Annotated in this window: 9 protein-coding genes and 2 pseudogenes; 9 read left to right on the forward strand and 2 right to left on the reverse strand. The window is 69.0% G+C overall.

Going from position 1 to position 12,743, the window contains the following annotated elements:
• The 4 genes and pseudogenes from J7E68_RS04220 to J7E68_RS04235 form a co-directional block, all read left to right on the forward strand.
• Positions 1-462 (forward strand): annotated as a pseudogene (locus J7E68_RS04220) (hypothetical protein); the annotation flags it as partial.
• A complete protein-coding gene (locus J7E68_RS04225) occupies positions 459-1,499 on the forward strand; it encodes a VWA domain-containing protein (RefSeq protein ID WP_215170150.1) in 1,041 nt (346 codons plus the stop codon). The pseudogene J7E68_RS04220 and the gene J7E68_RS04225, both read left to right, overlap by 4 nt.
• Positions 1,496-2,290: a tetratricopeptide repeat protein gene (locus J7E68_RS04230; protein WP_215170152.1), complete on the forward strand. Its 795-nt coding sequence runs from the start codon at positions 1,496-1,498 to the stop codon at positions 2,288-2,290. Before J7E68_RS04225 ends, J7E68_RS04230 begins: the two co-directional genes overlap by 4 nt.
• Positions 2,284-3,453, forward strand: a complete 1,170-nt coding sequence (locus tag J7E68_RS04235; protein WP_215170154.1) for a hypothetical protein — start codon at positions 2,284-2,286, stop codon at positions 3,451-3,453. Before J7E68_RS04230 ends, J7E68_RS04235 begins: the two co-directional genes overlap by 7 nt.
• Before the next feature lie 131 nt (positions 3,454-3,584).
• On the opposite strand, the gene J7E68_RS04240 is transcribed toward J7E68_RS04235, so the two are convergent.
• The gene (locus J7E68_RS04240; protein ID WP_215170156.1) at positions 3,585-4,292 is read right to left on the reverse strand and encodes a hypothetical protein; all 708 of its coding nucleotides are present in this window, start codon (positions 4,290-4,292) and stop codon (positions 3,585-3,587) included.
• Positions 4,293-4,401: 109 nt separating this feature from the next.
• Between J7E68_RS04240 and argG the strand changes: the two genes are divergently transcribed.
• The 5 genes from argG (at position 4,402) to J7E68_RS04265 (ending at position 12,283) form a co-directional block, all read left to right on the forward strand.
• The gene (gene argG / locus J7E68_RS04245) at positions 4,402-5,847 is read left to right on the forward strand and encodes an argininosuccinate synthase (RefSeq protein ID WP_215170158.1); all 1,446 of its coding nucleotides are present in this window, start codon (positions 4,402-4,404) and stop codon (positions 5,845-5,847) included.
• Positions 5,848-6,182: 335 nt separating this feature from the next.
• Positions 6,183-6,806, forward strand: coding sequence for a TetR/AcrR family transcriptional regulator (locus tag J7E68_RS04250; RefSeq protein WP_215170160.1), 624 nt, complete (start codon positions 6,183-6,185; stop codon positions 6,804-6,806).
• Positions 6,803-7,663, forward strand: coding sequence for a hypothetical protein (locus J7E68_RS04255; protein ID WP_215170162.1), 861 nt, complete (start codon positions 6,803-6,805; stop codon positions 7,661-7,663). The genes J7E68_RS04250 and J7E68_RS04255 overlap by 4 nt, the downstream gene beginning before the upstream one ends.
• On the forward strand, positions 7,660-9,495 hold the full coding sequence (locus J7E68_RS04260; protein WP_215170164.1) for a YhgE/Pip family protein: 1,836 nt from the start codon (positions 7,660-7,662) through the stop codon (positions 9,493-9,495). The genes J7E68_RS04255 and J7E68_RS04260 overlap by 4 nt, the downstream gene beginning before the upstream one ends.
• A gap of 130 nt (positions 9,496-9,625) precedes the next feature.
• Positions 9,626-12,283: a penicillin acylase family protein gene (locus J7E68_RS04265; protein WP_215170166.1), complete on the forward strand. Its 2,658-nt coding sequence runs from the start codon at positions 9,626-9,628 to the stop codon at positions 12,281-12,283.
• A gap of 22 nt (positions 12,284-12,305) precedes the next feature.
• On the opposite strand, the pseudogene J7E68_RS04270 reads toward J7E68_RS04265, so the two are convergent.
• Positions 12,306-12,743, reverse strand: a pseudogene (locus J7E68_RS04270) (MFS transporter); the annotation flags it as partial.

Below are 12,743 nucleotides of genomic sequence, written 5' to 3' on the forward strand. Positions count from 1 at the left end.
CACTGGGTCGGGACGCTCAACGGCAACGGCGCCTCGTTGATCGGCGACGGCCTGGCCGCGGGCGAGATGGCGTTCGACCACCCCGACGACGAGCGCTCGCGGTCGATCATCTTCGCCACCGACAACGAGGTCAACGGAGCCTCGATCGTGACCCTCGACGAGGCCGCGGCCTATGCGAAGTCGATCGGCGTGCGGGTGTTCGCGCTCAACCCGGTGCAGGGCAAGGATGCCGACGTGAGCGCCGAGCTGGCGAAGGCGGCCGAGACGACCGGCGGCCAGGCCTACGGCCTGCGCGAGACGACGACCGTCGGCGACATCGTCGAGCAGGTGAAGCAGCAGGAGGCGACCGCGCTGAAAGGCCAGGCGCAGGTGGTGTGGACCGACACCCCGAACCTCTGGATCGTGGTGCTGCTGGTCTCGATGCTCTCGTTCGTCGTCGTGCTGTGGAGGGTGAGACTGTGATCTTCCAGCCCGTCCTCAACATCTTCCTGCTCGTGCTGCTGCGCGTGCCCGTGGCTGCTCTCGCCGTGATCGCGCTCACGAAGGCGAAGGGCCGGGGCAGGGCGCTGTGGGCGATGCGCCTCGTCATGCTGTTCGCCTGCTTCTTCATGTTCCTGCGCCCGGGCATCCCTGGAGGAGCGACCCAGACCCTCGCGACCGACACCGACATCGTGCTCGTGGTCGACACCACCGCGAGCATCGTGGCCGAGGACTGGGACGGCGACAAGCCGCGCCTCGACGGCGTCCGCGCCGACGTGCAGGCGATCGTCGACGAGTATCCCGGCGCCCGCTTCGCGCTGATCACCTTCGATGCGTCGGCCGATCTGCGCATGCCCCTCACGACCGACACCACGGCCCTCGTCTCATCGCTCGAGGTGCTGCGACCCGAGGTGACGAGCCAGTCGCGCGGCAGCTCGATCGGCATCGCGAATCAGCTGCTCACCGACACCCTCGCCGGCGCCGCCGAGGCCTCGCCCGACCGCTCGCGCATGGTGTTCTACTTCGGCGACGGAGAGCAGACGGTCACCTCGGCCCCCGAACCGTTCGACGGCAGCGAGAAGTACACGGATGCCGGGGCCGTGCTCGGCTACGGCACCGCAGAGGGCGGGCCGATGACGCTCACCACCGGAAGCCTCGGCGGGTCGTCGAGCGAGTACATCCAGTACGAAGGGGCGGACGCCCTGTCGGTCATCGACGAGGGGAACCTCGAGACGATCGCCGCAGAACTGGGTGTCGAGTACCAGCACCGCACTGCGGATGCCGCGATCACGCTGCCCGAGGCTCCGTCGACCACCACCTCGTACGCCGAGTCGGGCTCGGTGGGCAACGTGACCGAGCTGTATTGGATCGCCGCCCTCGTCGTGGTCGCTCTGCTCGGCGTGGAACTCACGAGGGCGAGCATGCTCGTCGCCCGACTGCGCCTGCTGCGAGCGCCGACCTCGCCCCGAGGATCGACCTCGCGCCGAGCGAAGCGGCCGACCGACGGAGGTGCCGCATGACCGATCTGACGACGAAGCCGGGCGCGACGCCAGGCGCTCCCGATGACCCCAAGGCATCGGCCGCTGCGGCGCTGCTCGCCTCGAACAGGCGGCGCCGTCGCATCCGCCGCTGGATCGCGATCGGAACCCTGCCGCTCACGCTCGCGGCCCTGCTTTTCGTCGGCAAGATCCTCAGCATGTACGCGTTCGCGCACCAGTCGATCACGGCGTACGTCGCCGACGACTACGCCGGCTCCGAGGCGTCAGCCCGCGGACAGGAGTTCGTCAACTGGTTCGAGCCGTTCAAGGCCCCTTTCAACGTCGGCACGGCCCTCGCCGGCGCCGAGAAGCTGCCGGAGGCCCGCGCGAAGCTCGAGGAGTCGCTCGACCTGGCCACCGGCCTCGAGGTGTGCACGGTGAGCATCAACCTGGCGCTCGTGATCGAGCGGATGGGCGATGCGGCGCGCAGCGACGGTGACGGCGCGGCCGCGGCCGAGTTGTTCGGTGAGGCTCTCGCCGTGACCACCGCGATGCCCGACGAGTGCGACAGCGACGAGGCGCAGGAGCAGTCGTCCGACCCCGACCGCGACATGCAGCAGAGCACCGACGAGCTCGAAGACCGGCTCAAGCAGAAGCAGCAGAGCGAGCAGGAGGCTCCGCCCGAAGAGGAGCAGCCGCAGGAGGAGCCCGAGCCGCAGCCGTCGGACGACAAGCTCGACGAGTTGAAGGACAAGCTCGAGCAGGGAACGCAGGAGCGCGATCAGCAGCAGGGCGACGACGGTGGCGGCTCGGGGACGGACAAGCCATGGTGATGGATCACGAGAGGCAGCGGGCGCGCTACGTCGCCGGCACTGAGGGCGCGCCGCCGGTGCCGCCCCCCGGCGGCTATCGGAACGCGCGCCGACAGTCGTGGCCCATCGTGCCGCCGGGCGCGCCCGCGTCGGGCACCACCTCGACGCCCGGCGCCCCCACGGCGACGGCATTCGACGGCTCTGCCGGTGCGGGCGGTGCTGCCGGCGGGGTCACCGACAAGAAGCCGGCCAACGCCCTCGGGTGGGTCGCGCTCGTCGCGGGCATCCTGTTCGCGCTGATCCTGCTGATCACGCTCGCCGTGGGCGCGACCGACACCCTCTACGGTGTCACGATGCTGACGCTGCAGCTCGTGGTCGTCGCCGTGATCGTCGGAGCCCTCTTCACCGCCCGAGGCCGCACACTCGCGGCCGTCGGGCTGGCGATCACCCTCGTCTTCAACGTCGCCACCGTCGGCGGCATGAGCGCCCTGCAGACCTCGGCCTCGGGCAGCTACGACGGCATGAAGACCGACGAGCAGAAGCATGAAGAGGCGTACCCCGGCATCAAGGGCACGGATCCTCAGAATGCCCTGGCGCAGCAGTCTCTCGAAGAGGTGCAGGCAGAAGCCGACAGCCTCTTCGCCGACATTCGCGAGCGCATCACGGCGGAGTTCGGGTACGAGTGGGTGCAGGTCGGCGATGAAGACCTGCGGCCGGAGCGCAACGGCTACGGCGGCGAGTCGATGCTGATCGAGTACACCTCGGTCGGGTGGGCGACGACCGAGCCGATCCAGGACTACAGCGTCAAGGTCGAGGTGATGGCCGTGATCGACTCGGTGGTCGCCGAGCACGGCCTGCCGTCGCTGTATTCGTTCAACGGCGAGTACTCGGGGATCGATCCGTCGATGATCGAGAAGCTCTACGGCAGCGACGACCCGCGTGATCAGCACACCTGGGAGTACTACACCGAGAACTACCCCGACCCGATGCGGTTCTACGCGAACATCTACGACCTCTCGAACGATCCGTCCGGCGACTTCCTGAAGACGCGCGAAGCGCAGAACGCCCGCACGGGGGAACCGCTCGAAGGGCTGCAGATGGTGGTCATCGCCAGTGCGGTGCTCAGCGAAGCCGACCGCGCGGAGTTCGAGGAGAAGCTGCAGGAGTACCCCGGGTTCCAGTGAGTCCTGCCCCCGTTGCCGACGCGACGTGCACGATCGACATCGGGCTCATCGGTCGGAGCGCGGCTCGAAGGTCACGACGCCACGTATGACGGCACATCAGAATTACGGCCGTCACCGCGTCATGAGGGGGATCAGCTCGCGAGCGACAGACCCGCGGCGAGCGCGAATCCGAGCACCGTCGCGAGGCCCGTGAGCTGCTTCGCCTTCTCCTGCGCATCAGGGACCATCGAGTCGACCAGCATGACGAGCAGGGCGCCGGCCGCGAATCCGCTCGCACCTGCGCGGAAATCGTCTCCGGTCGCACTCGCGAGTCCGAATCCGGCGACCGTCGCGAGCGCACAGATCACGGCGATGCCCGCCCACAGCAGCAGCACGCGCGACTTGGCCATTCCGCCCTTCAGCAGATCTGCGGCCGAGCCGATCGACTCCGGCAGGTTCGAGACGACGATCGCGACGACGAGGGCGATGCTCACCGGTTCGCCGGATGCGAGGCCGATGCCGAGCACCAGCTGCTCCGGGATGCCGTCGAGCAGCGCGCCGAGCGCGAGCGGCGCCCCGGCGCCCTGATCCTTCGACTTCGCCGCACGGGCATCGAGGATCCTGTCCGCGGTGAAGTACGCCAGCGCACCGGCCGCGACGCCGATCACGAGCGGGACGGGGCCGGCGAGGTCGAGCCCCTCCTCCCACAGCTCGAACGCGATCGAGGCCATCAGCGCGCCCGCGCCGAATCCCAGCACGATGCCGAGCCACCGCGGCGGCCAGATGCGCAGCAGAGCGAGCGCGGCTCCGACGAACAGGGGCGACGCCGCGACGATGCCCCACAGTACGGCTGCGCCCATGTGCTGCCTCCTTCAGGGCCACTCTGCCACCACCGACGTCGCGACCGCAGCGGCAGCGGCTCTCACCGGCGTCCGAAACAGCCGACACGCCGCCGATAGACTGGGAACCATGTCCAAGGTCCTCCAGTCACTTCCCGTCGGCGAGCGCGTCGGCATCGCCTTCTCCGGAGGACTCGACACCTCCGTCGCCGTCGCGTGGATGCGCGACAAGGGCGCCGTCCCGTACACGTACACCGGTGATCTCGGGCAGTACGACGAAGACGACATCGAGTCGATCCCGGGCCGCGCGCTCGAGTACGGCGCCGAGGCCTCGCGCCTGATCGACTGCAAGACCGCCCTGGTCGAAGAGGGCCTGGTCGCCCTCTCGTGCGGCGCCTTCCACATCCGCTCCGGCGGACGCACCTACTTCAACACCACTCCCCTCGGCCGTGCTGTCACCGGCACGCTGCTGGTGCGCGCCATGAAGGAAGACGGCGTCGACATCTGGGGCGACGGCTCGACCTACAAGGGCAACGACATCGAGCGGTTCTACCGCTACGGCCTTCTCGCCAACCCGCGTCTGCGCGTGTACAAGCCGTGGCTCGATGCCGACTTCGTCACCGAGCTCGGCGGCCGCAAAGAGATGAGCGAATGGCTCGTCGCCCAGGACTTCCCCTACCGCGACCCGGTCGAGAAGGCGTACTCGACCGACGCCAACATCTGGGGTGCCACCCACGAGGCCAAGACCCTCGAGCACCTCGACGTCTCGCTCGAGACCGTCGACCCCATCATGGGCGTGAAGTTCTGGGACCCCTCGGTCGCGATCGAGACCGAAGACGTCTCCGTCACGTTCGAGGCCGGACGACCGGTCGCCATCAACGGCGTCGAGTACTCCGACCCCGTCGCCCTGGTGCAGGAGGCGAACACCATCGGCGGTCGCCACGGCCTGGGCATGAGCGACCAGATCGAGAACCGCATCATCGAGGCGAAGTCGCGCGGCATCTACGAGGCCCCGGCGATGGCGCTGCTCTTCATCGCGTACGAGCGCCTCGTCAACGGCATCCTGAACGAAGACACCCTCGCGACGTACCACGAACAGGGTCGCCGCCTCGGTCGGCTCATGTACGAAGGACGCTGGCTCGAGCCGCAGTCGCTCATGCTGCGCGAATCGATCCAGCGCTGGGTCGGCCTGACGATCTCGGGCACGGTCACGATCCGCCTGCGCCGCGGTGACGACTGGACGATCCTCGACACCACTTCGCCCAACCTGTCGTACGGACCCGAGAAGCTCTCGATGGAGCGCGTCGGCGATGCCGCCTTCGGGCCGGTCGACCGCATCGGGCAGCTGACCATGCGCAACCTCGACATCGCAGACTCGCGTGCACGTCTCGAGCAGTACGCAGGTCTCGGCCTCGTGGGCGGAGCGACCGGCGAACTGGTCGGCAGCGTCACCGCCGGCGAGTCCGGCGAGATCACGGGCTCGATCGAGGGATCGGTCTCCGCAGCCGACGAGAACCTCGCCGACGCGGTCGACACGGCATCCGAGGGCGCGGCCTTCGACTCGGGCCTCGACTGACCTTAGGTTCTGAAGAAGGGGGCGGGTGCTGCGGCATCCGCCCCCTTCTTGCGTCTATGCCCGGAGGCTTCGCTCCATGACTCCGGATGCCGACGGGGAATGTGCTCAGAGCGGCCCGTTTCGTCAGTGTTGCGGCCCACTCCTCCGGAGTTGCGGAGGCCGGCCCGTTCACAACTCAGCACGATCCTCGCGATTGGGCTCCGAATTGTGCCGCTTAGCCCCTGAGCGTCGATCCTTGCTGAATTGTGAACGCCCGCCAGCGCCGACCAGCGCCGACCCTGTGAGTCTTCCGAGTTATCTTGCACACTGCTGTGCACATTAAGTACGATGAGTGCATGACAGCCCGTCCTCCCCGCCGCGATTCCGTCGAGAACCGCGCCGGAATCCTCGACGCGGCCCGCGCCACCCTCGCCACCGACCCGCGCGCATCGATCGACGTCATCGCACGCAGCGCCGGCCTCTCTCGCCGCACCCTCTACGGCCACTTCGACGACCGCGAGGCGCTGATCCGCGAGCTGATCTCGGTCGGCGCCCAGCGCTTCAACGCGATCGCCGAATCCGTGACCGACACCGACTCCCGCATCGCACTCGCCCGTCTCGCCGCACGGCTCTGGCAGGAGGCCGCTCACGTGCAGGTCGCCGCCGCGCTCGCCCTCGACGAGGCGCACGTCGAGCACACCGCCGACGCCCTCGCCCCCCTCCGCCGCACCGTCGCCGCGCTCGCCAGACGCGGTCAGGACGACGGCAGCTTCCGCACCGACCCCGCGGCCCCCACTCTCGCGCGCCTCATCGAAGAGGTCGCACGCACGGTCGTCGCGCGCACGGATGCCTCGAGCATCGGGGCTGCAGACCTCGCCGTGCGCACGCTGCTCAGCATCGCCGGCCTCTCGTGGCGCGAAGCCGATGACCTTCTGACCGCGCATCCCGACATCGTCACTCCTCAGGAGGTCAGCGCATGAGAGTCACACTGCACGAAGTCAGCAAAGGTCGCGGCGGCCAGGCCCTGCCCACGACGAGCCTCGAGTTCCACAGCGGCGCCGTGCGCTTCGCGCTCGCAGAGACCGAGCAGCGTCCGAGCGTCCTCGGCCTGATCGCCAGCGGACGCATGCGTCCAGACACCGGACGCGTCACGATCGACGGCTCGACCGACAACCGGATGCTGCGCCGCACGATCGCGCTCGTCGACGCCCCCGACGTCAGCGACCCGCACGCCGACATCACGCTCGCGGGAGTCGTGGGCGAAGAGCTCATGTTCGCCGGCGTCGGCGCAACACCCCTGCACGCCCGCCGCTGGCTCACCAACCTCGGGTTCGGCGAGCTGTCGGGGGCGCCGATCGGCACCGTCGATCCGGCCGCACGGGTGCGCATCCTCTGCGAGCTGGCGATCCTGCGCGAGGGCACCGAGGGGGTCGTACTCGTCTCGCCCGACCGCCACGGCGGCAGCCCCGACGGGTGGTGGCGCATCGCCTCGGAGTTCGCCGACCGCGGCTACGCGATGCTCGTCATCATCGGCGGCTCCGCGGCGGTCGCCCTCGAGCGGATGCACGAGCTCGAGGCCATCAACGCCTCGGGTCCGATCGAGCCCCTCGTGCTCGACAGGCCCGCCGCCCCTGAGGCCGAGGCAGACCCTGAGGCCGAGCCAGAGGCCGACCCTGAACCAGAGGCCGAGGCCGAGGCCGAGATCCCAGGCGACCTGTCAGAGGCGCCCCGTGTCGACGACGATCACCCCGATGCAGCATCCACATCGCTGGGTTCTCCACCCGACACAGCCCCAGACACCACCCCGGACACGACCGAGAACGGAGGCGAGCGATGAAGGTTCCCGCCATGATCGCCGCCGAACTGCGGCGCCTCACCGCGAGCCGGATGGGCATCATCGCCCTGATCGCGCTCGTGTGCGTGCCGATCCTCTACGGCGGCCTGTACCTCTGGGCGAATCAAGACCCCTACGCCAAGTTCCCCGACGTCCCGGTCGCCCTGGTCGTCGACGACGAGGGCGCAGCCACCCCGACGACGGGAACGGATGCCGCCACCGGCGAGACCGTGAACTACGGCGAGGACGTCGCCGACAACCTCATCGACGGCAACGCCTTCGACTGGCAGCGCATGTCGGCGGACGAGGCCTCGGATGCTCTGCGCGAGGGCACCGTCGACTTCACCGTCACGATCCCCGCCGACTTCTCGGCCGCACTGACGTCCGCCGCCGGCGACGATCCGCATCAGGCGCGCATCGAGCTCGAGACGAATGACGCCAACAACTATCTCGCCTCCTCCATGGGCACGCAGGCGGTCGAGAAGATCCGCAGCTCCGTCGCCGAGATGGTCGGCAGCGAGGCGGCCGAGCGGCTGCTCACGGGGCTCAGCGAGGTGCGCGACAACCTCGTCACTGCGGTCGACGGCGCGACCCAGCTGACCGACGGTGCGAACACCGCGGCCACAGGCAGCGCGACGCTCGCCGACGGCACGGACAAGCTCGCGGCCGGTACCTCTCAGCTCGCCAGCGGTGCGACGACCCTCGCATCCGGTGCCCAGCAGGTCAGTGACGGCAACCGCCAGCTGGCCGACATCGCCGACCGCGCGGGCTCCGCCGTGCAGCAGGCGACGAACGCGCTTCCGCAGGTGCGCGAGGACATCACGACCGTGCTCACCGATCAGGGTCTGACGCAGGCCGAGATCGACGAGGTCCTGGCCACCCTCGACCCGCTCGGCACCCGGCTCGAAGAGGGCAACTCGACGGTGCAGAACGCGGTCGACAAGGTCGATCAGCTCGCCGATGGCGCAGCCTCGGTGGCATCCGGCGCGTCCGAACTCGCCTCGGGCGCGAAGACCGTCGCAACGGGCGCCGCAGCCGCGAACGACGGCGCGGCGCAGCTGCGCGACGGACTCGACACCCTCGCCTCCGGCACCGCCGAGCTGCGCGACGGCCTGGCCGAAGGGGTCGAGCAGATCCCGTCATCCACCCCCGAGCTGCGCACCCAGCAGGCCGACACGATCGCCGACCCCGTCAAGGTCTCGAGCGACAAGGTCGCCTCCGCCGAGGACTACGGCGCAGGCCTCGCCCCGTTCTTCGCCGCCCTGTCGGCCTGGATCGGCATCTACGCGCTGTTCCTCATCGTCAAGCCGATCTCGCGCCGAGCGGTGACCGCACTGCACTCCCCGATCCGCGTCACCCTGGCAGGCTGGCTGACCCCGGCGATGCTCGGTGCCGTGCAGATGCTCGGGCTCATGGGCATCCTCGCGATCACCCTCGGCTTCACCTTCGACAACCCGATAGGCACGCTCGGCGTGATGATCTTCGCGTCGGCGACGTTCGCGGCCATCATCCTGGCGCTGAACGTCTGGCTCGGCTCGGTGGGGCAGTTCCTCGGACTCGTGCTGATGGTGCTGCAGCTGGTGACGGCGGGCGGCACCTTCCCCTGGCAGACTCTTCCTGCACCCCTCGCAGCGCTCCATCACGTGCTGCCGCTCGGCTACGTCGTCGATGCGATGCGGCAGCTGATGTACGGGGGAAACCTGGGGAGAGCCGGGTGGGATCTCGTGGTGCTCGGCATCTGGCTCGTCGGTGCGCTGCTGCTCGCGGCGATCGGGGTGACGCGGATGACGCATCGACGCACGCTGCGCGACCTGCAGCCGAGCCTGATCGGCTGAGCACGACCGCACGAGAACACGCCCCTGGCGGGCGGGTTGTGGGTAGTATTCCGAGAGTGCGTCCTCTGGGACGCACTCTGGGACTCTCTGGGACTGAGTTCCACCATCTCGCCCGAAAGTGTTCTCGAAGATGACAACCGATTCGCCTGATTTCGCCGAGCCTTCGCGCGCCTCACTGGGTGCCCGCATCGGCCGCATCGCCTTCCTCGTCGTGGCCGCGATAGTGGTGCTCGCCGTGGCCGCCGCGTTCTTCGTCACCTGGACGATCCAGCGGTCGTTCCCGCAGACAGACGGCACCCTGCCGCTCGACGGGCTGCAGGCCCAGGTCACGGTGCAGCGCGATGACCGCGGCATCCCGACCATCACCGCCGACTCGACGCACGACCTCTTCTACGCCGAGGGCTTCGTGCACGCGCAGGACCGCTTCTTCGAGATGGACTTCCGGCGGCATGTGACCTCGGGCCGCGTGGCCGAGATATTCGGCGAATCGCAGGCCGGAACGGATGCGTTCCTTCGCACGCTCGGCTGGCGCGAGGTCGCCGAGGCCGAGGTCGAGGCGATGGACGACGTCACCCTCGGCTACTACGAGGCGTATGCCGACGGGGTGAACGCCTACCTCTCCTCGCGCTCCGGATCGGAGCTTTCACTCGAGTATGCCGTTCTGGGCATACAGAACCCCGACTACGCTCCCGAGCCCTGGGAACCGGCCGATTCGGTCGCCTGGCTGAAGGCCATGGCATGGGACCTCCGCGGCAATGTCGAGGACGAGACCGAGCGTGCGCTGCTCGCCGCCCAGCTCGCCCAGGGCGCTGAGCCCACTCAGACCGATGCGACCCTCGAGAAGCTCTACCCCGTGTATCCGTTCGACGAGCATCCGGTGATCGTCCCGAAGATCTCGACCGTTCCCGCTCTCGAGACGGATGCCGAGCCCGCCGCCTTCACCAGCGACGCGAACGACGGCGAGATGCAGCAGGCCGCGACGACCATCGAATGGCAGGAGGCATCCGACGTCATCGAAGCCGCGAGCGTGCTGGTGGGCGATGTCGGCGAGGGGATCGGCTCGAACTCCTGGGTGGTGTCAGGAGACCTGACCGAGAGCGGCATGCCGTTGCTCGCCAACGACCCTCACCTCGGCGCATCCCTGCCGTCGGTCTGGTACCAGGTGCAGCTCAAGTGCAGCGAGGTCACCGACGACTGCCCGTTCGATGTGGGCGGCTTCTCGTTCTCGGGACTCCCCGGCATCGTCATCGGCCACAACCAGCACGTGGCGTGGGGCTTCACGAATCTGACCACCGACGTCACCGACCTCTACGTCGAGCGGATCGAGGGCGACCAGTACTGGCGCGACGGAGCCCTCGTGCCGCTCGAGCAGCGCACCGAGACGATCAAGGTCGCCGGCGGCGACGACATCGAGCTCACCATCCGCTCGACCGTGCACGGCCCCATCATCTCGGGTCTCACCGACGACTTCACCGCGATCGCCGACGACCCCGAGCCGGGTCTCGCCGCGGGCGGTGCGAGCGGCGCTGCTCCCGGCGCCGCTGCGTCCGATGACGGCTCGGAGTATGCGGTCAGTCTGCGGTGGACGGCCCTCGACCCCGGCACGGCCGCGACGGCGATCTTCGCCCTGTCGACCGCGCAGGACTTCGACGAGTTCCGATACGCGGCCTCGCTGTTCGACGTGCCCGCGCAGAACCTCATCTACGCCGACACCGACGGCAACATCGGGTACCAGACGCCGGGGCGACTCCCGATCCGGGGTGCGGGCGACGGATGGATGCCGCAGCCGGGCTGGGACAGCAGCTACGACTGGACCGGATTCATCCCCTTCGCCGACCTGCCCGTGTCGTACAACCCCACGTCGGGGTACATCGTCACCGCCAACAACGCGATCGTCACCGACGACTACCCCTACTTCCTCTCGCGCGACTGGGACTACGGCTACCGCGCCGCGCGCATCGCGCACCTGATCGAGCGGCGGGCGGCGGCCGCACCACTGACCGCGCAGGACATGCGCGACATCCAGATGGACAGCGAGATGTGGATCGGCAAGCGCCTCGCCGCCGCGATGGGCGATGTCGAGGTCTCGGGTGTCGGGACGAAGGAGGCCGTCGAGCTGCTGCGCGCGTGGGATGCCCAGAACGAAGCGGCATCGGCCGCCGCCGCATACGCGAACGTGCTGTGGTCGAACCTCGTGCAGAACCTCTTCGCCGAGCGCGACGAACCGCTGCCGATCGACGGTCAGGGCCGACTGTTCACCGTGGTCGGCGACCTGCTCGACGACCCGAGCGACCCTCTGTGGACCAACTCGTCCATCGACGTCGGCTCGATGGACGAGATGCTCGCCCTCTCGGCCGAAGAGGCGTACGACGAGCTGGCCGCCTTGCAGGGCGAGGCCGTCGCCGGATGGAACTGGGGCGACCTGCACGCCATCACCCTCACGAGCGACACCCTCGGCGCCTCGGGCATCGCGCCCATTGAGGCGCTCTTCAACCGCGGGCCCTACGCGGTCGGCGGCGGAGCCTCGGTGGTCAACGCCACCGGCTGGGAGCTCGGCACCTCGTACGCCACCACCACCGTGCCCTCGATGCGCATGGTGGTCGACCTGTCGGACTTCGATGCGTCGACCTGGATCCACCTGACCGGTGCCTCAGGCCACGCGTTCGACGAGCACTACACCGACCAGACCGCCGACTGGGCAGCGGGCACGCAGAAGCCCTGGGCGTTCTCGAAGAAGGCGGTGGATGCGGCCGCGCAGCACACGCTCGTGCTGACCCCGGCGGGTTAGCGCGTCAGGCGGATGGCTCGCACTAGGCGGCGGATGACGGTGCCGGAGCGGATGCCGCGGCGCGGCGCGCGATCAGCCAGATGCCGACGGCCGCTGCGAGGAAGATCCCGGCGAGCATCGCCCACCCCACGAAGCCGTGCGTGATCGCGGTGGCGTTCACGACAATGGGAGAGGCGAGAGCGCCGACCGAGAAGCCCATGCCGAACACACCCTGATAGGCGCCCGCGCGCACCGGATCGGCCAACTCGAAGCTGAGTCCCCATGCTCCGGCCTGAGACAGGATCTCGGCGAAGGTGTGCGCGATCATGCCGACGATGAGGATCACGATCGCCGCCCAGGCCGGAAGACCGGCGGCGAGCGCGTAGACCAGGCACGCGGCCACCATGAGCCACCCGGCGAGCATCGTCACCCGTCCGGCGACACGGACATCGTGTGTGCCGCGCGAGGCCCGCACCTGGAA

Source organism: Microbacterium sp. ISL-103 (genome assembly GCF_018613995.1).
GTDB lineage: Bacteria > Actinomycetota > Actinomycetes > Actinomycetales > Microbacteriaceae > Microbacterium.

Coding starts and splice junctions, on each gene's coding strand:
- J7E68_RS04235 (WP_215170154.1), top strand. CDS start 2,284: ATGGTGATGGATCACGAGAGGCAGCGGGCGCGCTACGTCGCCGGCACT.
- J7E68_RS04255 (WP_215170162.1), top strand. CDS start 6,803: ATGAGAGTCACACTGCACGAAGTCAGCAAAGGTCGCGGCGGCCAGGCC.
- argG (WP_215170158.1), top strand. CDS start 4,402: ATGTCCAAGGTCCTCCAGTCACTTCCCGTCGGCGAGCGCGTCGGCATC.
- J7E68_RS04240 (WP_215170156.1), bottom strand. CDS start 4,292: ATGGGCGCAGCCGTACTGTGGGGCATCGTCGCGGCGTCGCCCCTGTTC.
- J7E68_RS04260 (WP_215170164.1), top strand. CDS start 7,660: ATGAAGGTTCCCGCCATGATCGCCGCCGAACTGCGGCGCCTCACCGCG.
- J7E68_RS04250 (WP_215170160.1), top strand. CDS start 6,183: ATGACAGCCCGTCCTCCCCGCCGCGATTCCGTCGAGAACCGCGCCGGA.
- J7E68_RS04230 (WP_215170152.1), top strand. CDS start 1,496: ATGACCGATCTGACGACGAAGCCGGGCGCGACGCCAGGCGCTCCCGAT.
- J7E68_RS04265 (WP_215170166.1), top strand. CDS start 9,626: ATGACAACCGATTCGCCTGATTTCGCCGAGCCTTCGCGCGCCTCACTG.